Annotated in this window: 23 protein-coding genes; 10 read left to right on the top strand and 13 right to left on the bottom strand. The window is 64.3% G+C overall.

What is annotated here, in order from left to right; translation table 11 throughout:
• Positions 1-3 precede the first annotated feature (3 nt).
• Complete coding sequence (locus tag GGQ67_RS15455) at positions 4-453, top strand: thiol-disulfide oxidoreductase DCC family protein (protein WP_183901036.1); 450 nt, start codon at positions 4-6, stop codon at positions 451-453.
• A 42-nt stretch (positions 454-495) separates the two neighbouring features.
• Here the strand turns inward: GGQ67_RS15455 and GGQ67_RS15450 are convergent, their stop codons facing one another.
• A complete protein-coding gene (locus GGQ67_RS15450) occupies positions 496-1,410 on the bottom strand; it encodes a DUF1499 domain-containing protein (protein ID WP_183901035.1) in 915 nt (304 codons plus the stop codon).
• Positions 1,411-1,652: 242 nt separating this feature from the next.
• On the opposite strand from GGQ67_RS15450, the gene GGQ67_RS15445 reads away from it, so the two are divergent.
• A complete protein-coding gene (locus tag GGQ67_RS15445; protein ID WP_183901034.1) occupies positions 1,653-2,039 on the top strand; it encodes a hypothetical protein in 387 nt (128 codons plus the stop codon).
• A gap of 11 nt (positions 2,040-2,050) precedes the next feature.
• On the opposite strand, the gene GGQ67_RS15440 is transcribed toward GGQ67_RS15445, so the two are convergent.
• Complete coding sequence (locus GGQ67_RS15440) at positions 2,051-2,296, bottom strand: hypothetical protein (protein WP_018899034.1); 246 nt, start codon at positions 2,294-2,296, stop codon at positions 2,051-2,053.
• A gap of 109 nt (positions 2,297-2,405) precedes the next feature.
• Here GGQ67_RS15440 and GGQ67_RS15435 point away from each other — a divergent pair, with 109 nt between their 5' ends.
• Complete coding sequence (locus tag GGQ67_RS15435; RefSeq protein WP_018899035.1) at positions 2,406-2,603, top strand: hypothetical protein; 198 nt, start codon at positions 2,406-2,408, stop codon at positions 2,601-2,603.
• Positions 2,604-2,694: 91 nt separating this feature from the next.
• A complete protein-coding gene (locus GGQ67_RS15430; RefSeq protein ID WP_183901033.1) occupies positions 2,695-2,970 on the top strand; it encodes a hypothetical protein in 276 nt (91 codons plus the stop codon).
• Between the two features lie 16 nt (positions 2,971-2,986).
• On the opposite strand, the gene ppdK is transcribed toward GGQ67_RS15430, so the two are convergent.
• The 6 genes from ppdK to GGQ67_RS15400 all read right to left on the bottom strand — a co-directional run bounded on the left by ppdK (position 2,987) and on the right by GGQ67_RS15400 (position 11,502).
• A complete protein-coding gene (ppdK, locus tag GGQ67_RS15425) occupies positions 2,987-5,650 on the bottom strand; it encodes a pyruvate, phosphate dikinase (protein ID WP_183901032.1) in 2,664 nt (887 codons plus the stop codon).
• Between the two features lie 395 nt (positions 5,651-6,045).
• Complete coding sequence (locus GGQ67_RS15420) at positions 6,046-9,507, bottom strand: chromosome segregation SMC family protein (protein WP_183901031.1); 3,462 nt, start codon at positions 9,505-9,507, stop codon at positions 6,046-6,048.
• 135 nt (positions 9,508-9,642) lie between these two features.
• On the bottom strand, positions 9,643-10,335 hold the full coding sequence (locus tag GGQ67_RS15415) for a DsbA family protein (RefSeq protein WP_183901030.1): 693 nt from the start codon (positions 10,333-10,335) through the stop codon (positions 9,643-9,645).
• Positions 10,336-10,478: 143 nt separating this feature from the next.
• The gene (locus GGQ67_RS15410; RefSeq protein ID WP_183901029.1) at positions 10,479-10,748 is read right to left on the bottom strand and encodes a type II toxin-antitoxin system RelE family toxin; all 270 of its coding nucleotides are present in this window, start codon (positions 10,746-10,748) and stop codon (positions 10,479-10,481) included.
• Positions 10,732-10,956 carry a type II toxin-antitoxin system RelB family antitoxin gene (gene relB / locus GGQ67_RS15405; RefSeq protein ID WP_183901028.1) on the bottom strand — a complete coding sequence of 75 codons (225 nt, stop codon included), beginning with the start codon at positions 10,954-10,956 and terminating at the stop codon, positions 10,732-10,734. Before relB ends, GGQ67_RS15410 begins: the two co-directional genes overlap by 17 nt.
• A gap of 57 nt (positions 10,957-11,013) precedes the next feature.
• Positions 11,014-11,502, bottom strand: a complete 489-nt coding sequence (locus GGQ67_RS15400) for a DUF721 domain-containing protein (RefSeq protein ID WP_183901027.1) — start codon at positions 11,500-11,502, stop codon at positions 11,014-11,016.
• A gap of 94 nt (positions 11,503-11,596) precedes the next feature.
• On the opposite strand from GGQ67_RS15400, the gene mutY reads away from it, so the two are divergent.
• From mutY to GGQ67_RS15380, 4 genes are all read left to right on the top strand, one after another.
• A complete protein-coding gene (gene mutY / locus GGQ67_RS15395) occupies positions 11,597-12,694 on the top strand; it encodes an A/G-specific adenine glycosylase (protein WP_425503792.1) in 1,098 nt (365 codons plus the stop codon).
• A complete protein-coding gene (locus tag GGQ67_RS15390) occupies positions 12,695-13,303 on the top strand; it encodes an HAD family hydrolase (protein ID WP_183901026.1) in 609 nt (202 codons plus the stop codon). It begins immediately after the preceding gene.
• Between the two features lie 2 nt (positions 13,304-13,305).
• Positions 13,306-13,671: a nuclear transport factor 2 family protein gene (locus GGQ67_RS15385; protein WP_183901025.1), complete on the top strand. Its 366-nt coding sequence runs from the start codon at positions 13,306-13,308 to the stop codon at positions 13,669-13,671.
• Between the two features lie 225 nt (positions 13,672-13,896).
• Positions 13,897-14,814: a hypothetical protein gene (locus GGQ67_RS15380; protein WP_425503791.1), complete on the top strand. Its 918-nt coding sequence runs from the start codon at positions 13,897-13,899 to the stop codon at positions 14,812-14,814.
• Between the two features lie 207 nt (positions 14,815-15,021).
• Here the strand turns inward: GGQ67_RS15380 and GGQ67_RS15375 are convergent, their stop codons facing one another.
• A complete protein-coding gene (locus tag GGQ67_RS15375) occupies positions 15,022-16,152 on the bottom strand; it encodes a site-specific DNA-methyltransferase (protein WP_183901023.1) in 1,131 nt (376 codons plus the stop codon).
• A gap of 143 nt (positions 16,153-16,295) precedes the next feature.
• Between GGQ67_RS15375 and GGQ67_RS15370 the strand changes: the two genes are divergently transcribed.
• Entirely contained in the window at positions 16,296-16,592 is a 297-nt protein-coding gene (locus tag GGQ67_RS15370; RefSeq protein ID WP_183901022.1) for a nucleotidyltransferase family protein, read from the top strand.
• Between the two features lie 3 nt (positions 16,593-16,595).
• On the opposite strand, the gene GGQ67_RS15365 is transcribed toward GGQ67_RS15370, so the two are convergent.
• Both GGQ67_RS15365 and GGQ67_RS15360 read right to left on the bottom strand, forming a co-directional pair.
• Positions 16,596-16,949 carry an antibiotic biosynthesis monooxygenase family protein gene (locus tag GGQ67_RS15365; protein WP_183901021.1) on the bottom strand — a complete coding sequence of 118 codons (354 nt, stop codon included), beginning with the start codon at positions 16,947-16,949 and terminating at the stop codon, positions 16,596-16,598.
• On the bottom strand, positions 16,946-17,275 hold the full coding sequence (locus GGQ67_RS15360) for an NIPSNAP family protein (protein ID WP_183901020.1): 330 nt from the start codon (positions 17,273-17,275) through the stop codon (positions 16,946-16,948). The genes GGQ67_RS15365 and GGQ67_RS15360 overlap by 4 nt, the downstream gene beginning before the upstream one ends.
• A 102-nt stretch (positions 17,276-17,377) precedes the next feature.
• Between GGQ67_RS15360 and GGQ67_RS15355 the strand changes: the two genes are divergently transcribed.
• The gene (locus tag GGQ67_RS15355) at positions 17,378-18,076 is read left to right on the top strand and encodes a metalloregulator ArsR/SmtB family transcription factor (protein WP_183901019.1); all 699 of its coding nucleotides are present in this window, start codon (positions 17,378-17,380) and stop codon (positions 18,074-18,076) included.
• 77 nt (positions 18,077-18,153) lie between these two features.
• Here the strand turns inward: GGQ67_RS15355 and GGQ67_RS15350 are convergent, their stop codons facing one another.
• Both GGQ67_RS15350 and GGQ67_RS15345 read right to left on the bottom strand, forming a co-directional pair.
• The gene (locus tag GGQ67_RS15350; protein ID WP_183901018.1) at positions 18,154-18,579 is read right to left on the bottom strand and encodes a DUF1284 domain-containing protein; all 426 of its coding nucleotides are present in this window, start codon (positions 18,577-18,579) and stop codon (positions 18,154-18,156) included.
• A gap of 1 nt (position 18,580) precedes the next feature.
• Positions 18,581-19,159, bottom strand: coding sequence for a biotin transporter BioY (locus tag GGQ67_RS15345; RefSeq protein ID WP_183901017.1), 579 nt, complete (start codon positions 19,157-19,159; stop codon positions 18,581-18,583).
• Positions 19,160-19,223: the final 64 nt, after the last annotated feature.

Genomic DNA, 19,223 nt, shown 5'->3' with positions numbered 1-19,223 from the left:
ACGATGCGGCCGGATTACAGCTATCGCCAGGATGCGGCCGTTCCAGATTTCCCCGACGACAAGCCGCTGATCGTGTTCGACGGCGAGTGCGTGTTCTGCTCGGCCTGGGTTCGGTTCGTGCTGAAACACGACAAGCGCGAGCGCTACCGTTTTGTCGCCGCGCAGACGCCGCTTGGCGCGGCGCTCTACCGCCACTACGGGCTCGACGAGCGCGACTACGAGACCAACATCCTGATCGAAGGCGGCCGCGCGTATTTCAAGTCGGATGGGACGATCCGCATGGTGGCGGGGCTGGGCGCCCCCTGGTCGGCGGTGACGATATCGCGGCTTCTGCCGCGCGCGATCGCCGATCGGCTCTACGCATTCGTGGCGCGCAACCGGCTGCGGATCTCAGGGCGGCGGGCAACCTGCTTCGTGCCGACGCCGGCCCAACGCGATCGCTTTCTCGGATGATCGACAGCCGCAGGGGCTGGCCACACGGGGCCGACCACTGCGTCAGCTGCCGGCGGCGATGCCGAGCAGCTCCGCGTCCAGCGCCTTCAGGTAATCATCCGCGATGTCGGCGCTGAAGCCGAGGTCGGAGGGGCCGTAGCGCGAGGCGACGCGGACGTCGACGAATGTGGTCTCCGCCTCCTCGCGCAGGCGGATGATGACGTCGAAGCGCAGGCCGAGAACCAGCGTGCGCTTTTCGCCCTGCAGCGTCACGCCATTGGCGCGGCGGATCAGCTGGGCAACGTCGTCGTCATAGGGGCGCGGCGTCGGAACGGGAACGATATCGGGGGCGGCGTCGGGAATGGCGCCATTGTCCGCCTGCGACTTGGCCGCCGGCTTGTCCTCCGGATCGCGCGTCGGCATGCTGTCGCCCTCGGCCCGGGTGATGCGGATGCCGTTCATCCTGGCGACCTTCTTGACGGCCTCCAGCACGCGGTCGATGGCGCCGTCGTAGCGGCGGCCTGTCAGTTCGGGATAGGCTTCCAGCTGCTTTTCGCGATCACCAGGCGTCACCGGCACCCGCTTCAGCCAGATCTGGTCGGCGCTGGGCGTCTTCAGCCAGTCCGGAGCGGAGACGGGATCGGTGGAGACGTCATAGATGACGGGCATGCTGAGATAGCGTTCAACCGCCAGTCCACCGATGACGAGCGGCAGGGCGGCGAAGATCAGCGCCTTCAGCGCGTCATGCCCGCCCTCGGCGCCCATCAGCCACAGGCTGCGCAGGCCGGCGGCGGCCAGAACGGCGGCCAGGATGCCGAACCCGGTGGAGACGATCAGGACGAGCACGAGATAGGGCGTGGCGAGGCCGGCGAAGCGGTGGCCGATCAGCGCCGCCAGGCACAGGACCAGCGCAAAGGCCGCGAACCGCCTGGAGAAGCGGGCGGCATTGGAAACGGGGCGGTCGAAACGGATTGCCATCAAACTTACCGGTTAGTCGCAAGCGGCGCGTCCCGCATGAACGCGCAAATCGCCCAAGCACTTGTTTAGTGCAAGATTCGCCTAAATTGAAACTGTTGTCTTACGCGAGCGTGTCCAATCCACGATGAAGACCAATTTCCGCGGCCAATACGGGCATGGCTTACGTGAGCATTTTCTGATATTGACTTGATTTCCCGCAATTGCAGCATCCTCATCGGTCACGGACGAACAGGAGAAGAGCAATGATCGCATCCGAGCTTGCAATGGAAAGCCCCATGCCGACGCTTGCCGGGGCCGATGCGAGCGATCCGCTTCTGCCGATGGAGCTTCTCGAGCTCGAGCTTTCGCTCGAAGGCTATGACGGCGACACCGACTTTTGCGATGCGGTTCGCACGGCGGCGGGAAAGAGCGGCGGCGAATTCCTGTTCGATCTCCCTGCCGAAGGACTGATGGACGATTGCAAGCGGATCGCGGTGCTGCGCATTCCTTCCGCCGCCACCGACATGCGGATCGTGCTCGCGGTGCTCGACCAGAACGGCACCGATATCCGCATGGAAAGCCCGGCGCCCGAGACCGCCCATATCGCGCAGTTCGCCGATGCCTTCATCGAGGTGCTGGAGCGGTTCTAGTCTAGCCTAGTTCAATCGCGGCCGGATGCGGCTTCGGCCAGCGTGCGGAACGCGAACTTGCGGCCGCATTCGCACTTGATCACGCTGGTTTCCTGGAAATTGGTCTGCCGCTGGACGAAAAGCCCGCGCGGCAACTGGTCGATGTTGAAGCCCGGATGCTTGCGCTTCGGATCGTCCGTCTCGGAGGCTTCGGCGAAGCCGCTATTGCCGCATTGCGGGCAGGTCAGCTTTTTCGAGAATCGATCACGCAGTGCCATCAGTCGCTTCCATTTCCGTGAGGCGTCTTCATATAGCGGTTCTCGGCCGGGCGAAAGCGGGAACCAAAGCGAAGGGGCATCGTTTTCCTTGGACCAGAAGGAGACAATCATGCCCAATCGCGATCCGATCCCCGTACCGACGCCCGAGACGCCACGCGGCCCGACGCCGACACCCGGTATTCCCGACCGCGTCCAGGAAAAGCCGCCGCTGACACCCGCCCAGGATCCCGGCGACAGCAAGAACCCGAACGACCCGACGCTCGATCCGGCGCTTCTGCCGATCGGCGATCCGGCCGGCGCCGCCTGACAAGTTTTTCGGCGGACGGAGTTTTTTGTTGACGGGTGGGCGGCGTTGGCGTCTGCTACGTCAGCAAGATCAATCCGTTGAAGACAGAACGATGCGCATTCTCCCGCTGACTCTCACCATGGCCGCCATTGCGATCGGCCTTTCGGCCTGCCAGACGATGACGCCGGAAGAACGGCGGGCGGCGGACGACCGGCAGTGCCTGAGCTATGGCTTCAAGCGCGGTACCGAAGGGTTCGCCATCTGCCTGCAACGCATCGACCTCAACCGCCAGGCGCAGGCGCGGGCCGACAGCGATTACGTGATGGCGGACATGGCGTGGCGCATGGGCGGCCCGTATTATGGCGGCCCCTACTACCGGCATCGGTAGCTGCTCCTGACAACCCCTATCTTGCCTTGATCGCCGCCTGTGCCGCCGCCAGCCGGGCTATAGGCACGCGAAATGGCGAGCAGGAGACGTAGTCGAGACCGATGCCCTCGCAGAAATGAATCGAGGCCGGATCGCCGCCATGTTCGCCGCAGATGCCGAGCTTCATGTCGGCGCGGGTGCGCCTGCCGCGCTCGGTGGCGATGCGGATCAGCTCGCCGACCCCATCGAAATCCAGCGAGATGAAGGGATCATGCTCGATGATGCCCTTGCGCTGGTATGTCGGAATGAAGGCCGAGGCGTCGTCGCGCGAGATGCCGAAGGTGGTCTGCGTCAGGTCGTTGGTGCCGAAGGAGAAGAATTCGGCGGCTTCCGCGATGATGTGGGCGCGCAGTGCCGCGCGCGGCAGCTCGATCATCGTGCCGACGAGATAATCGATCCGCATGTCGGCCTCCGTCATGACGTCGCGGGCGATGGCGTCGATGCGCTCCTTGACGTAATCGAGCTCGGAGCGCAGGCCGACGAGCGGCACCATGATCTCGGGGACGACGGCGGCACCCGTCTCGCGGGCCGCTTGAACGGCTGCCTCGAAGATGGCGCGCGCCTGCATCTCGACGATCTCGGGATAGGAGATCGCCAGCCGGCAGCCGCGATGGCCGAGCATGGGATTGAACTCGTGCAGCGCATCGACGCGCTGGCGCAACGCGGTCGCGTCCATGTTCATGGCGGCCGCGACGTCGGCGATTTCCTCGTCCGTCTTCGGCAGGAATTCGTGCAATGGCGGATCGAGCAGGCGGATCGTCACCGGCAGGCCGTGCATGACGTTGAACAGGCTCTCGAAGTCCTCCCGCTGCATCGGCAGCAACCTGTCGAGCGCGGTGCGCCGGCCCGCCTCGTCCTCGGCCAGGATCATCTCGCGCATCACATGGATGCGCTCGCCCTCGAAGAACATGTGCTCGGTGCGGCAAAGGCCGATCCCTTCGGCGCCGAAGGAGCGCGCGGCGCGCGCGTCGGCCGGCGTGTCGGCATTGGTGCGCACCGTCATGCGGCGGACGCGATCGGCCCATTCCATGATACGGCCGAAATCGCCCGAGAGTGCCGGCTGCACCATCGGCACCTCGCCCTTCAGCACCTGCCCCGCCGATCCGTCGATGGTGATGATGTCGCCCTTCTTCAGCGTCACGCCCATGCCGATCAGCCGCTCGTTGCGCAGATCGATGCGCATGGTGCCGGCGCCGACGACGCAGGGGATGCCCATGCCGCGGGCAACGACGGCCGCGTGGCTGGTCATGCCGCCGCGCGTCGTCAGGATGCCTTCGGCGGCATGCATGCCGTGGATGTCCTCGGGGCTGGTCTCGACGCGGAGCAGGATGACCTTGCGCCCCTCCTCTTCCGCCATGACCGCCTCTTCGGCGGTAAAGACGATCTCGCCGGATGCAGCACCGGGCGACGCCGGAAGGCCGGTGCCGATCACCTCGCGCGCGACGCGCGGGTCGATTGTCGGATGCAGCAGCTGATCGAGCGAGGACGGCTCGATGCGCAGCACCGCCTGTTCCTCGGTGATCATCTTCTCGTCCACCATATCGACGGCGATCTTCATCGCCGCGCGGGTCGAGCGCTTGCCTGACCGCGTCTGCAGCATCCACAGCGTGCCGCGCTCGATGGTGAACTCGATATCCTGCATGTCGAGATAGTGGGCCTCGAGACGATCGCAGATCGCCACGAATTCCTTGAAGGCCTCCGGCATCAGCTTTTCCATCGACGGCCGGTCGGAGCCGGAGGAGATGCGGGCTTCCTCGGTGATGCTCTGCGGCGTGCGGATGCCGGCGACCACGTCCTCGCCCTGTGCGTTGACCAGAAACTCGCCGTAGAGCGACTTTTCGCCGGTCGACGGGTTGCGGGTGAAGGCAACGCCGGTGGCAGACGAATTGCCGAGGTTGCCGAAGACCATGGCCTGGATGTTGATGGCGGTGCCCCAGCTTTCGGGGATATTGTGGAGATGGCGATAGGTGACGGCGCGGGCGCTCATCCAGCTCGAAAACACAGCGCCGACAGCGCCCCAGAGCTGCACCTGCGGGTCCTGCGGGAACTCCTCGCCGAGCTCCTCCTCAAGCACCGCCTTGTAGAGATGCACGACGTGCTGCCATTCGCTCGCGGTCATCTCGGTATCGTATTCGTAGCCGTGGCGCGCCTTTTCGTCCTCCAGGATTTCCTCGAAGACCTCGTTGTCGAGACCCATGACGACATCGGCATACATCTGGATGAAGCGGCGGTAGCTATCCCAGGCGAAGCGCGCGTCGCCGGCATCGTGGCCGAGCGCCTGAACGGTTTCGTCGTTGAGACCGAGGTTCAGTACCGTATCCATCATGCCCGGCATCGATACGCGGGCGCCGGAGCGAACCGACAGGAGCAGCGGGCTGTTGCCCGCGCCGAAGCGCCGGCCGGTGACGGCCTCGATGCTTGCGATGCCTGACAGCACCTGCGCGCGCACCTCATCCGCTATGCGACGGCCATCGCGATAATAGGCGGAACAGGCGTCGGCGGTGATGGTCAGGCCGGGGGGAACGGGCAGGCCGAGGCTGCACATCTCGGCGAGATTGGCCCCCTTGCCGCCCAGCATTTCATGGTCTAGCGCCCGCCCCTCCGCGGCGCCATTACCGAATGTGTAGACCCACTTGGTCATGCTCTCCCCAACACCAAAATCGGGATCAGCTTAATCCCTTGGTGTTAAAATGAAAATCGGACAAATGCGGCCAAAATGTTGCAGTGCACAACATCCACGCATTCTAACCGTTTGAACTCTAGGGAAGAGTAATAAAGCTTTGCGGGACCGCAACAAAGTCCCGCAAAGCCTTATTTCCGTCCAGCCAGGAAAACCGGACGGGGGGTTCAGCATGCCGACACGACGAGGAGGAAGCCTCACCACATGCGCACGGCAATCTGTACGCAAAACCGGTGGCGCGATCCTCTCGGACCGCACATACAGTTTCTTCTAATGCAGGATGAGTAAAAACGCATCACCTTATTGGGTGAGAAGCCTACTCAGAGGCGACTTTTTTTGGGTGTTTCGCCTTGACCTCAGGCGATCTCGCGCAATTGTTCAGCGGTTTGCAGGTCGACCGAAACCAGCTGCGACACGCCCTGCTCCGCCATCGTCACGCCGAAAAGGCGGTTCATGCGGGCCATGGTGATCGGATTGTGGGTGATGATGACGAAGCGCGTCTCCGTCGAAGCCGCCATCTCGTCCATCAGGTTGCAGTAGCGCTCGACGTTGTGATCGTCGAGCGGCGCGTCCACTTCGTCGAGCACGCAGATCGGCGCCGGGTTGGTGAGAAACACCGCGAAGATCAGCGCCATCGCCGTCAGCGCCTGCTCGCCGCCCGACAGAAGCGTCATGGTCTGCGGCTTCTTGCCCGGCGGGCGGGCGAGGATTTCGAGGCCGGCTTCCAACGGATCGTCGGATTCGATCAGCTGCAGCTCGGCCGTGCCGCCACCGAACAGGTGGGTAAAGAGGCGCTGGAACTGGGTGTTGACCACATCGAAGGCGGCGATCAGGCGCTCGCGACCCTCGCGGTTCAGGCTCTGGATGGCGCCGCGCAGCTTGCGGATGGCGTCGATGACGTCGTCGCGCTCCTTGATCAGCGCCGCCAGCCGGTCGCTCAGTTCCTTCTGCTCTTCCTCGGCGCGCAGGTTGACGGCGCCGAGCCGTTCGCGCTCCATCTTCAGCCGCTCCAGCTCGCGCTCGACCTCGCGCAAATCAGGCATCGCCTGCATGGCGTCGAGACCGGCCAGCAGGAAGGCTTCGTGGGGCGCGACGTTCAACGCCTCGCGGATGCGCGCCTCTGTCTCCACGCGCTTTTCGCGGGCCGAGACCAGGCGCTCCTCGGCGCGGCCGCGACGCTCGCGGCTTTCGGCAAGCTCGGAGAGCGCAATCGCCGCCTTGTGATCGACATCGCGCTGCGCCAGCTCGGCCTCAGCCAACAGATCGGCGGCGGCGCGTCTGCTGTCGTCGGCCTTCTGCAGTTCGTTCAACAGCCCACGGCGCTTGTCGTCGAATTCGTCGGGCGCCATTTCGAGATCGGCCGCTTCCTCGCGCGCTTCCTCCTCGCGGTCGCGCAGCGTCGCGATGTGGTCCTGCGCGCTCGCCGCGCGCTGGCGCCAGGTCTCGCGCTCCTGGCCGATGGCGACGATGCGGCGCTGGCGGGCGTCGTTTTCGCGGTTCAGGCTCTCGTGTCGCGCACGGGCTTCGGCAAGGGCGCCGCGATCGGTCGCCACGTCGGCCTGCTGCAGCCGCAGGCGTTCGTCGAGCGCGGAGAGATCCGGCGCGTCGTCGAGCTCGATGCGGGCGTTTTCTTCCTGGATGGCGATGTCTTCAAGCTGGCTCCGCAGCTGGCTCACGGCTTCGGCGATGACATCGCGGCGGCGGATGAGATCGCCCGAGGCACGCTCGGCAGCGGCCAAGGCCTCGCGCGCTTCCGCCAGCTGGCGTGCGGACATGCGCGCGGTATCGCGGGCATCGGCCAGGCGATGTTCCTCGCCCGAGATGGCTTCGGCCGCGATCGCCAGCTGCTCCTCGGCTTCAGTGAGCACGTCGCGGGCGATGGATGCTTCGCCTTCGAGCTCGGAGAGACGGTTCTTCTGGGCGAGACGGAGTGCCGCGGCACTTGGGGCGTCGGCGCCGGTGACGTGGCCATCCCAGCGGTAGACGGCGCCATCGCGGGTGACGAGGCGCTGGCCAGGCCTGAGGCTCGCCATCAGGCCTTCGGCATCCGCGTCGGAGACGAGACCGATCTGCCTGAGGCGGCGGGCAAGTGCCGCGGGGGCGCGGACATGCGTGATCAGCGGGGTGACGCCCGGTGGCAGCGCCGGATCGGCGGCGCCATCGCCGTTTTCCGACCAGTGGGCGGGCGCCTTCGGGTCGAGCGGGGATTCGAGATCGTCGCCAAGGGCAGCGCCCACGGCGGTCTCGAAACCGCGGTCGACCTTCAGATCATCGGCGACAGGCGCGAATTCGCCGGCGGTGGCGCCGGATGCCAGCATGCGGGAAATGGTGCGCGCTTCGGTCTCGATGGCATTCAGCTGGGCGCGGGCCTGATCGACCGGCGCGCGCGACATCGCTTCCGTCTGGCGGGCAGCGGCGAGCGCCTGCTCGACCGCCTGGATAGCAGCCTCGGCCTCGGCGACGGCGCTTTCGCCGGCTTCGACGACCATGCGCTTCTCGTCGGGATCGGGCAGCGTCGCGATACGCTCGCCGATACCTGACAGCTCGCGATTGGCCTCGTCCATCTGGCGTTCGAGGCGCATCTTGCGGTCTGCGAGATCGCGGATGGCGCGTTCGAGCTGGTTGCGGCCGGCGGCGGCCTCGGCGCGTTCCAATGTCAGGCCAGCGAAGATGCGCTCGCTGTCGGCAAGCCTGGCGGCGGCTTCCTCGAAGGCCTCGCGGGTCTCTTCCGCGTAACGGCCGGAATCGGCGAGGATCTCGCTGATCTCGGCTTCCTCGGCGTCGAGACGCTGGAGAATCTCGGCGTTGTCGGCGACCAGCCGTTCCTCGCGCCGGATGTCTTCCGAGAGCTGCGCCAGGCGGCGGGTGAGCTCGTCGCGACGGCGCAGGATGCGGTTGGCATCTTCTTCCAGCTGCGTCTTGGCGATCTGCAGGCGCTGCAAGGCGGCCGCCGCGCGGGCTTCGCCCTCGCGCAGTTCAGGCAGCTTGAGGCTCGATATGCCTTGCGACTTGGCGGCTTCCATCTGCATCTGCGCCTTTTCGGCGACGATGGATGTCGCCTGGTTGAGCGCGCTGTCCGCCTCGGCTTCAGCCTCCTTGGCCTGCACCCAGCGGATATGCAGGAGCATGGCCTCGCGGGCGCGGATATCGGCGGAGAGCGACTTGAAGCGATTGGCCTGACGGGCCTGACGCTTCAGGCTCTCGATCTGGCTTTCGAGCTGCGACGTCACGTCGTCGAGACGCTCGAGATTGCTTTCGGCGGCGCGCAGGCGCAGTTCCGCCTCATGACGGCGCGAATGCAGGCCGGAAATGCCGGCGGCCTCTTCGAGCAACTGGCGGCGGGCCTGCGGCTTGGCCGAGATCAGCTCGCCGATACGCCCCTGCCCGACCATCGACGGCGAACGGGCGCCGGTGGAGGCGTCGGCGAAGAGCAGCTGCACGTCCTTGGCGCGGCTTTCCTTGCCGTTGATGCGGTAGACCGAGCCCTGCTCGCGTTCGATGCGGCGCGTGACCTGGATCTCGTCGCTATCGTTGAAGCCGGCAGGTGCCGTGCGGTCGGCATTGTCGAGATAAAGCGCCACCTCGGCGGTGTTGCGGGCGGGACGATTGCCGGAGCCGGAAAAGATCACGTCGTCCATGCCCGAGGCGCGCATGTTCTTGTACGAGTTCTCGCCCATCACCCAGCGCAGCGCCTCGACAAGATTGGACTTGCCGCAGCCATTCGGCCCGACGACACCGGTCAGGCCACGCTCGATGACGAATTCAGCGGGCTCGACGAAGGATTTGAAGCCGACGAGGCGAAGTTTGTTGAATTTCATGCGGTGGGCCTCGGAGCGCGAAGCCCCCTCATCCGACCCTTCGGGCCACCTTCTCCCCGATGGGGAGAAGGGAAAAGCAACGAAAAAACGGGCGCACGGCTTCCGCCGTCGCCCGTCCGGTGGAAACGGCTCAGCTTAAAGCATGCTGTCGATAAGGGCCGACATGATGTCAACCGACATGTCTCCAGAGTAGCGCTTCCCGTTGATGAGGAAAGTCGGCGTGGCGTTGACGCCGAATTCCTTGGAACCCCGTTCCCGCGTCGCGTTCACTTCATCCAGCAGCTTCTGGTTCGTCAAGCACTTCGTGAAGCTATCCTCACTAAATCCAGCGAGTTTCGACATCTGGAGCAGAGCGGCGCGACCATCTTGGGCGGCGACCCAGGTCTGCTGCTGCTTGAAGAGCATCGAGACCATCGGGAAATACTGGTCGGCCGTGCTCATGTCTTCCGGCTTGGACGGATTGCAGCGGGCCAGCATGAAGGCGGCCGCGGAACGCGGATCGAAGGGGAATTCGCGGATGATGAAACGGGCCTTGCCGGTGTCCACGTACTTCTTCTTGATCTCGTCGAAGGTCTTGTTGTGGAAGTTGGCGCAGTGCGGGCAGGTCATCGACATGTATTCGACGATAGTGACCTTGGCATCGTCCTTGCCGATCACCATTTCCGGCAGCGAGCCCGGCTTCAGCACGGCGGCCATGTCGACATCGCCGTCCGGCTTCGGAATTTCCACAGCCGCATTGGCGCTGCTGAAGACCGCCAGGCTGGCGGTCGCGACAGCGACGCCGCCCAGAAGCTGGCGCTTGGTCAGTTGCATTTCGGACATCTGCATAATTTCCTCATAAATGAGAGTAGCGGCTGTGAGTGCGATATAACGGCGCGCGGCCGCAAACAAGGCACGCATGGGGGAGTTTCTTCAAACAATTGTGACCTTGGTGGGACCAAGGGGCGTTATTGCGGGTTGCAACGTCGTAATCACCGATAGACGTCACGCCGGTTGCCCACACGAACAACTAAAATTCGAAGCACGTTGTCCTCGATACTGGCGATAATCCGGTAATCTCCCACGCGATATTTCCAGAACGCGCCAAGCTCCGGTCCCTTGAGGGCTTCGCCGATCGACCGCGGGTCGTCCAGCTTTGCAACGCGCTGATTGAGGAAACGTATAATTCGCTGGGCTGCAACATGGCCGATCTTATCGAGTTCGCGCTCAGCGCGTTCGTCGAAATCAATCCTCCACGCCATAGCGTTCCATCAACTCAGCCAATGACACCGTGCCGGCTTTGCCTTGCCGAAAGTCTTCAAGACGTTTCTCGGCCAGATAGTAGTCTTCCAGATCATCAAGGTGTTCAAGGATGGCTTCGCGTGCGTAGAAGCTCTTGCTGCGGCCCGTGCGCTTGGCAAGTTCATCAAGACGCTCTTCGATTTCAGCCGGCAATCGTATGGCAAGCATCGTCGTTCTCCTTGCTATACATGTATAGCACATTGCGAAGCCATGGCCAACGGCACGCTATCGCCCCTTCTTCCCCAACACCGCCGTGCCCAGCCGCTTCACCGCATCGCGCAGCTTCTCGTTGTCGATGCCCTCCATCATCCCCTCCAGGCGGCGGGCCGCCTCGCCTTTCAATGGCGGCGGCGTGCGGGAGCGCTTGAAAGCTTGGGAGACCGGCTTCTGGACGATGCGGATCTGGTGGACGGCGGAGAAGCCGAAGAAGCTGTTGATGCGCTGGATCAGTTCGCCCTGCGCATGCGTCAGAAACAGGGCGCGAGCGCCCTCGCAGGCGATGGTCAAAACGCCGGGGCGGAAGCTGCCGTCATCACCGCCCCTCGCCCAGGCGATCTTTTCCGGGCGGGTGCAATCGGCGAAATCCTCGCCGGCGATCTCGTCCCAGGAGCCGAGCAGCGCCGTATTGATGCCGGCGCGCTTGGCGAGCACGGGATCGATCAGGCCGTTGGCCAGTTCGGAGATCTGTTTTTCACCTTTGCGTGGATAACTCATGGAAACCTTCGGATGCCGCCGCTATCGGGCGCCGTCGCCTTGATCGGAGGGCGTTGCTTCGCCAAGTATAGGGCACTTCCCCTCCGCACGGCAAATGATGACCTTAAAGACCACCACCGCGCCCTTAGCAAAGCCCCTCCTCGACTGGTACGATCGCCATCACCGCGACCTGCCCTGGCGCGTTTCGCCGCCGATGGCAAAGCGCGGGATCAAGGCCGACCCCTATCATGTGTGGCTGTCGGAAGTGATGCTGCAGCAGACGACGGTGCCAGCAGTCAAAGCCTATTTCCTGAAATTCCTCGCGCGCTGGCCGACGGTTGGCGATCTTGCCGCAGCACCTAGCGAGGACGTGATGGCCGCCTGGGCGGGGCTCGGCTATTACGCCCGTGCCCGCAACCTGAAGAAATGCGCCGAGGCCGTGGCGAACGATCATTCAGGCGTGTTTCCCGACACCGAGGACGGGCTGAGGGCGCTGCCCGGGATCGGTGATTATACGGCGGCTGCCGTGGCCGCGATCGCGTTCAACCGGCAGGCTGCCGTGATGGACGGCAATATCGAGCGAGTGATCTCGCGGCTTTATGCGATCTCGACGCCGTTGCCCGCAGCCAAGCCGCTAATGAAGCAGAAGGTGGCGCTGCTGACGCCATCCGACCGGCCGGGCGATTTCGCCCAGGCGATGATGGATCTCGGCGCCACGATCTGTACGCCGAAGCGGCCCGCCTGCGCGCTCTGTCCCTTCAACGGATCGTGCGAGGCGCTGGCGCTGCACGATCCCGAGCATTTCCCGGTCAAGGCCGCCAAGAAGGCCAAGCCCGTTCGCGTCGGCGCCGCCTTCGTGGCGGTGACATCAGATGGCGAAGTGCTGTTGCGGCGCAGGATCGAGAGCGGTTTGCTTGGCGGCATGACCGAGGTGCCGACGACGGGCTGGACGGCGCGCATCGACGGCGAGACCTCGGCCGACGCCGCCCCGTTCGCGGCCGACTGGCAGCCATCTGGCACCGTCACCCATGTCTTCACCCATTTCGAGCTCAGGCTGTCGATCTGGCGCGTGGCGATCCCCGGCAGGATCAACGGGGATGACGGATGGTGGGAGCCGGTTACAAATCTTGACGCGCAGGCATTGCCGACGGTCATGAAAAAAGCGATCACAGCCGCTATCCCACGCGCGTTTCAACAGTCCAAGGACGGATAAATGCCTATTGATCATATCGTTTTCGATATCGGAAAAGTTCTTATCCATTACGACCCTGATATTCCCTTCAGCCGGATCATTCCGGATGCCGCAGAACGCAAATGGTTCTTCGACAATGTCTGCACCCACGACTGGAACATCGAGCAGGACCGCGGCCGCACATGGGCGGATGCCGAGGCGCTTTTGATCGAAACGCATCCCGACCGCGAGGCGCATATCCGCGCCTTCCGCAAGCACTGGCACGAGATGGTGTCGCATTCCTACGACGACAGCGTCGCGATCATGGAAGGGCTGATTGTCGAGGGCCGCGACGTGACGATGCTGACCAACTTCGCCTCCGACACGTTCCGCGAGGCGCAAGCGCGCTTTCCCTTCCTCACCAAGCCGCGCGGGGTCACTGTTTCCGGCGACATCGGCCTGATCAAGCCCGACATCGCGATCTACGAAGCGCACACCAAGAGCTTCGGCCTCAACCCGGCGGCGACGATCTTCATCGACGATTCGGCGCCGAACATCGAAGGCGCCAAGAAAGCGGGATGGGACGCGGTGCTCTTCACCGGCGCCGAGCAGCTGCGCGCCGATCTCTTGGAACGTGGCGTGAGGGTCTGACCATGGCATTCGATCCAGTCAAGGAAATCACGCTCTTTCACGACGCGATCAACAGGCTCGATTATAAGATGATCGAGGACTATTTCGCCGAGGATGCGACCTATGTGTCCAACGGCGTCGGCAGTCTTTCGGGCCGCGACGAGATCATGACGGCGTTCCGCAAGTATTTCGACGACTACCCCGACCAGACGGCCTTCAACACGCTGGTCGAACGCGTCAGCCCCCTTGCCGGGCGCGCCGTGTGGTCGGTGCGCGCCACCCACAGCAAGACCGGCAAGCCGCTGGTGCGCGAGGGCGAGGAAACGATTACCTTCAACGAAGAGGGACGCGTGACGCGGGTGGATGTGAAGGACTATCAGGCGTTTTAAATCCTGCGCCTCTGTCCCGACGCGACGGAAACCGCAATTTTCCAGCGCCTCAGGAACAATCAGCCCCGCTGAAGGTTTTGAGAGCACCCGCGCATCGCGGGCTCAATCAGAACAATGAATCAGCCGTGCTGACAGGAGGCTACGATGGGTAGAGGTATCTTGCTTTGGTTTCTCGGCGTTCCGATTCCGCTGATCATCCTTATCCTGCTCTTCTGGCGCTAGGAGGTGGCGATGTCCTATGCCTCGTCCACCGTCGTGACCGACGCGCCGCTGGAATCGTCGGCGTCCGCCGTAAGCTGGGGACCGATCATCGCCGGCACGCTGGCGGCGACCGCCATCTCGCTCATATTCATTCTGGTCGGCTCCGGCCTCGGGCTGACGATGGTCTCTCCATGGTCCGGTGAAAGCGCGTCGCTGACGACGCTGGGCGCCACCGCCGCCGTCTCGCTGATCGTCGTGCAGTGGGTTTCCGCGGCTCTCGGCGGCTATCTCACCGGACGGCTCCGCGCGAAGTGGGTGGGCGTCCATACCTATGAGGTGTTCTTCCGCGACACCGCGCACGGCTTCCTCGCATGGGCGTTGGCAACCGTCGTCGTCGCCGGTTTGCTGGGCTCGACGCTGTCGTCGGTGCTGGGCGCGGGCACGCAGGCAGCGGCAAGCGCGGTGGGCGCCGCTGGAACCGCCGGAGCGGCGGCGACGGCAAGCGCGGCTGACAACAGGAGCGACTTTTCGCCCGTCTATTTCACCGATGCGCTGCTGCGGCCCTCCAATCCGGCCGCCGCACCCGCCAACCAGAGCAACGAAGCCGTGAGCGCCGAGGTGTCGCGGGTGCTGGTGAACGGTATCGTCGACGGCAAGCTTTCCGCCGACGACCAGACCTATCTCCAACAGGTGGTCGCCTCGCGCACCGGGCTGTCCGAAGCCGATGCCAAGGCCCGGATCGATGCCGTGCTGACGCGGATCAACGAGGCGAAGACGGCCGCGCAGAAAGCGGCGGATGACGCCCGCAAGACGGCTTCCGCCATTGCCCTGTTCGGCGCGCTGTCGCTGTTCGTCGGTGCCTTCATCGCCAGCGTCGCCGCCGCGATCGGCGGGCGCCAGCGCGACGAGGACGAGGAACGGATGGCGCTGCTGCAGCGCTGAGCCCGAAACCACGACATCGATCGACATAGAGCGCTCCGGTCAAAAGCCGGGGCGCTTTTTATCTCGCGCCTCGTCGGGCCCGCGCGTCTTGACGGCGGCGCCCGAAATGAAGACGCCCGGGGTATGATCCCGGGCGCCTTTTGCCGTCTTCCGCAACTGGAGGTACAAAAACCGGTCGACGGCAGTCTCGATCGGGCCTTTCGCGGATCAGCCCGCGTTTGCCAGATCACTGCGGATGACGGCCCTGAGATCGTCGATCGGGCGCAGGGATTGCCCATCGTCGAAGTGCCAGAATGTCCATCCGTTGCATGCGTCGAAACCCTGGACCTTGGCGCCCATCCTGTGGATCGAACCCGCCTCGCCGCCAGCCGTAACCGTGCCGTCGGCGCGCACGATCGCGCTATAGCGGCGCTTGGCGTCGGTCAGCACCTGGCCGGGCTTGATGAGGCCGCTTTCGACCAGCGTGTTGAAGGCCACGCGGACCTCCTGTTTCTTGCCGGTCATGACGGTCAATTCCGCCTTGCCGAGCGGCTCGACCGCCTCGATGCGGGCGGACGCCGCGTCGATATAATCCTGTTCGCGCTCGATGCCGACGAAGTGGCGGCCGAGGCGCTTGGCGACGGCGCCGGTCGTGCCCGAACCGAAGAACGGATCGAGGATGACGTCGCCGGGCTTCGAAGAGGCCATGATGACGCGGGCGAGCAGCGCTTCCGGCTTCTGCGTCGGATGCACCTTCTTGCCGTCCTCGCCCTTCAGGCGCTCATGGCCATTGCAGATCGGAAACAGCCAGTCGGAGCGCATCTGCACGTCGTCATTGGACGCCTTCATGGCATCGTAATTGAAGGTGTAGCCCTTGGCCTTGGCGTTCGGGCTCGCCCAGATCATCGTCTCATGGGCGTTCTGGAAGCGGCGGCCCTTGAAGTTCGGCATCGGGTTGGTCTTGCGCCAGACGATGTCGTTCAAGATCCAGAAGTTCAGATCCTGCAGCGTGGCCCCAACGCGGAAGATATTGTGATAGGAGCCGATGACCCAGAGCGTGCCCGTCGGCTTCAGTACGCGGCGGCAGGCGAGCAGCCAGGCGCGGGTGAAGGCATCATAGGCTTCGAAGGAGGCGAACTGGTCCCACTCGTCGTCGACCGCATCGACGAGCGACTGATCGGGACGATGCAGGTTGCCGCCGAGCTGCAGGTTGTAGGGCGGATCGGCGAAAATGACGTCTACGGAATGGGTCGGGAGGGCTTCAAGAGCGGCAACACAATCGCCCTTGATGATCGTGTCGATCCAGGAGCCCGGCTTTGCGGAGGCCTTGAGATCGGCAAGCGGAAATACAGACGCCATCTTTTAACTCGCTCATACACATTACGCTCTTTACTGTCTGTTATGGTTACTCATCTTGGTTACCAAAGCCTGAACCGGGGTACGATTTCGGGAAAAAATTCAGGCCGATGGCAAAGTGCATCCGTATACGGTAGGCTTGCGGCATGAGGAAAAGCGAAGCGCTCGAACGTCTGAAGAGCAATGCCGAGGCGGTGCGCGCGCTGGGCGCGACCTCGCTTTACCTGTTCGGCTCGGTTGCCCGCGACGAGGCGAAACAGGCAAGCGACATCGATCTTTTCGTGGATTACGACCCCAATAGCCGCTTCAACGCTTTCGACCTTATCGGCATCAAGCTGATGCTCGAAGATAAGCTCGGAAGCCCTGTCGACATTACCACCCGCGACGGCCTGCACCCGCGCTTGAGAGCGCGGATCGAATCCTCGGCGATGCGGGTTTTCTGAAAGCTAACCCACCACATCATGCACAGCCCGGCTATCGGCCGGCGCCTCCGCCCGCTCGTTCATCCCGTAGTCGCGCACCACATGGCCGATGCGCAAACGATAATCCGCGAAGATGCCACCTCGGCCGGCGGCCTGGGCGGCGCGGTGGTGTTCGAGGTTGCGCCAGCGTTTGACTGCTTCCTCGTCGCGCCAGAAGGAGAGCGACAGCAGCTTGCCGCGCAGGGTCAGGCTTTCGAAGCGCTCGATGGAGATGAAGCCGTCCATCTTCTCCAATTCGGCGCGCAGTTCGCCGGCGAGATCGAGATATCGATGGCGCTCGCCCATATAGGGCAGGACTTCGAAGATGACAGCGATCATGGCAGCACCCTTGCGGCGTGGGGAAGTGAGACGTTCTTCAGGAAGATGCGGTCTTCCTTGAGGATGAAGCGCTCGCGGCGAGCGAATTCATAGTTCTCGCGGCCGAGCGGATCGGCGGCAAGGCGGGAGCGGTAGGCTTCGTAGGCGGCGAGGCTTTCGATGTTGTAGACGCCGTAGGCCGTGGTCGCCGAGCCCTCGTGCGGGGCGAAATAACCGATGAGATCGGCGCCGTTGCGCGGGATGGCCTGGCCCCAGTTGCGCGCATATTCGGCGAAGGCATCCTTCTTCAACGGGTCGATTTCGTAGCGGATGAAGCAGGTGATCATCACTCTTTCTCCTTGGTTGCAGGATGGTTTTGCCATGTTGCGGGACGGAGATGCTTCGGCTACGGTCGAAGTATGGAAGATGACAGCCGCAGGAGGTGAGCCGTGAAGGAAGGACCTGATATCGCGCAGATCGGCGCGCTGATCGGCGACCCCGCTCGCGCGAACATGCTGGCCGCGCTGACGGGTGGCAAGGCGCTGACCGCGACCGAACTCGCCGCGGTCGGCGGCATCACGCTGCAGACGGCAAGCGCGCATCTTGCCAAGCTCGAGGCCGGCGGATTGCTCCTCCCCCGAAAGCAGGGGCGGCATCGCTATTTCAGCCTTGCCGACGAGGCGGTCGCGCGGCTGATCGAAAGCATGATGGGTTTCGCGGCCAGTCGCGGGCATCTGCGCCACCAGCCGGGGCCGAAGGAGCCGGCGCTGCGCAAGGCGCGGATCTGCTACGACCACCTGGCCGGCGATTACGGGGTGCGGATGCTGGATAGCCTCGTCGCCAAAGGCGCGATCGACGCCGTCGGCGACGGGCTGGCGCTGACCGCCAAGGGCGAGGAGACGTTTCAGTGCATCGGCATCGATGTCGCCGACCTCAAGGCATCGCGGCGGCCTCTCTGCCGCTCGTGCCTCGATTGGAGCGAGCGGCGCGCGCATCTGGCCGGCAGCCTCGGCAAGGCGTTGCTCACGAGTTTCTTCGACAAGGGCTGGGCGCGGCGCACGGCGGGAAGCCGCTCGGTGATCTTTTCGCCCGAGGGAGAGCGGCAGTTCGTGGCGCTGTTTCCGGTGGAGACGCCGGTCGCGGCCTGAAGCGCGGCACGCTTCAGGCGCTTGTTTTCGCGCATGTGGTTATCCCGAAACCGCGAACCGCTTTCGGCAGACATGCGTCAGTCCGGCGCGACCAGCACATCGGCGAAGCCGCGCTCGGCGACATGGCCGCAGAGCTCGCTCCACTCACACTCGTCGCAGGCTTTGCGGATCGTGCCGAGGGCGAAGTTGCGGCGCAGACGCTTCAGCAGCGCCGCGTCGGGATAGATGCGGGTGCCCTTCCCGACCGCGATCCCCAACAGACGGCCGACGGCTTGCGCCGCCGCCCTGTCCCGCGCCACGACGCTTTCGTTGCGGCAATGCGCCGCCGCTCCCGAGAGCAGCGGCGCGCAGATATCGTCGGGGCCATCGACCACCTCGATCTCCTCGCCCGACGACAGGCGCCGGGCGACGCGGATGTAATTCTCGGTGAAGGCGGGCGTGTAGCCTTCACCGACGAAGGTCAGCATGCAGAGCAGGTGGTGGGCGCGCAGATGAACGGTCACCTCAGCGGCCGGTGTAGATCCTGACGCCCTTCAGCACGGCTGCCGCCAGCGCCGACTTCAGCACCGCGCCGAGGATGAAGGGTGCCACACCGAGCAGCCAGGCCTTCTCGATGCCGAGCAGGTTTGCGAGCCACAGGCCGCCGATCGCCAGGCACAGGATGTTGGCGACGAAGTGGGCGGCGAAGCTGCGGATCACGGCGTCGCCGGTCCAGCCGCGCGCGGCGAGCCAGCCGGCAAGGGCCGCGACAACGGGGAAGGAGGCGAGATAGCCCGCCGTCGGGCCCGCGAACGGTGCCAGACCACCGGCGCCGCCAGCCAGAACCGGGAAGCCGATGGCCGCTTCCGCAAGCCAGGCCAGCACCGTCGCCGCGCCGAGACGCCAGCCATAGAGCGCGCCGATCATCGTCACCGCGAAAGTCTGCATGGTGATCGGCACCGGCACCATCGGCACCGAGATCTGCGAGGCGAGCGCCAAAATAAGCGTGCCCGCCAGCACGAAGACGGCCTTGATGGCGGTCGGCCGGGCGGCGAGACGCAACGGGTCGAAACGGAACTCCTGGGATTGATCGAACAGGGACATAAACTCTCCTTCTCAAATTATAGATAATTTTTGATTCCCATCTATTTTATGAGAGAGATTTTTC

Source organism: Rhizobium metallidurans (assembly GCF_014196505.1).
GTDB classification, from domain to species: Bacteria; Pseudomonadota; Alphaproteobacteria; order Rhizobiales; family Rhizobiaceae; genus Rhizobium; species Rhizobium metallidurans.
Note: the sequence above shows the minus strand (reverse complement) of the source record. Positions and strands in the feature narration are given on the sequence as shown.

What these genes read in the sequence shown, in the direction of transcription:
- GGQ67_RS15455 (WP_183901036.1), top strand. Translation starts at nt 4, where the DNA reads ATGCGGCCGGATTACAGCTATCGCCAGGATGCGGCCGTTCCAGATTTC.
- GGQ67_RS15450 (WP_183901035.1), bottom strand. Translation starts at nt 1,410, where the DNA reads ATGGCAATCCGTTTCGACCGCCCCGTTTCCAATGCCGCCCGCTTCTCC.
- GGQ67_RS15445 (WP_183901034.1), top strand. Translation starts at nt 1,653, where the DNA reads ATGATCGCATCCGAGCTTGCAATGGAAAGCCCCATGCCGACGCTTGCC.
- GGQ67_RS15440 (WP_018899034.1), bottom strand. Translation starts at nt 2,296, where the DNA reads ATGGCACTGCGTGATCGATTCTCGAAAAAGCTGACCTGCCCGCAATGC.
- GGQ67_RS15435 (WP_018899035.1), top strand. Translation starts at nt 2,406, where the DNA reads ATGCCCAATCGCGATCCGATCCCCGTACCGACGCCCGAGACGCCACGC.
- GGQ67_RS15430 (WP_183901033.1), top strand. Translation starts at nt 2,695, where the DNA reads ATGCGCATTCTCCCGCTGACTCTCACCATGGCCGCCATTGCGATCGGC.
- ppdK (WP_183901032.1), bottom strand. Translation starts at nt 5,650, where the DNA reads ATGACCAAGTGGGTCTACACATTCGGTAATGGCGCCGCGGAGGGGCGG.
- GGQ67_RS15420 (WP_183901031.1), bottom strand. Translation starts at nt 9,507, where the DNA reads ATGAAATTCAACAAACTTCGCCTCGTCGGCTTCAAATCCTTCGTCGAG.
- GGQ67_RS15415 (WP_183901030.1), bottom strand. Translation starts at nt 10,335, where the DNA reads ATGCAGATGTCCGAAATGCAACTGACCAAGCGCCAGCTTCTGGGCGGC.
- GGQ67_RS15410 (WP_183901029.1), bottom strand. Translation starts at nt 10,748, where the DNA reads ATGGCGTGGAGGATTGATTTCGACGAACGCGCTGAGCGCGAACTCGAT.
- relB (WP_183901028.1), bottom strand. Translation starts at nt 10,956, where the DNA reads ATGCTTGCCATACGATTGCCGGCTGAAATCGAAGAGCGTCTTGATGAA.
- GGQ67_RS15400 (WP_183901027.1), bottom strand. Translation starts at nt 11,502, where the DNA reads ATGAGTTATCCACGCAAAGGTGAAAAACAGATCTCCGAACTGGCCAAC.
- mutY (WP_425503792.1), top strand. Translation starts at nt 11,597, where the DNA reads ATGATGACCTTAAAGACCACCACCGCGCCCTTAGCAAAGCCCCTCCTC.
- GGQ67_RS15390 (WP_183901026.1), top strand. Translation starts at nt 12,695, where the DNA reads ATGCCTATTGATCATATCGTTTTCGATATCGGAAAAGTTCTTATCCAT.
- GGQ67_RS15385 (WP_183901025.1), top strand. Translation starts at nt 13,306, where the DNA reads ATGGCATTCGATCCAGTCAAGGAAATCACGCTCTTTCACGACGCGATC.
- GGQ67_RS15375 (WP_183901023.1), bottom strand. Translation starts at nt 16,152, where the DNA reads ATGGCGTCTGTATTTCCGCTTGCCGATCTCAAGGCCTCCGCAAAGCCG.
- GGQ67_RS15370 (WP_183901022.1), top strand. Translation starts at nt 16,296, where the DNA reads ATGAGGAAAAGCGAAGCGCTCGAACGTCTGAAGAGCAATGCCGAGGCG.
- GGQ67_RS15365 (WP_183901021.1), bottom strand. Translation starts at nt 16,949, where the DNA reads ATGATCGCTGTCATCTTCGAAGTCCTGCCCTATATGGGCGAGCGCCAT.
- GGQ67_RS15360 (WP_183901020.1), bottom strand. Translation starts at nt 17,275, where the DNA reads ATGATCACCTGCTTCATCCGCTACGAAATCGACCCGTTGAAGAAGGAT.
- GGQ67_RS15345 (WP_183901017.1), bottom strand. Translation starts at nt 19,159, where the DNA reads ATGTCCCTGTTCGATCAATCCCAGGAGTTCCGTTTCGACCCGTTGCGT.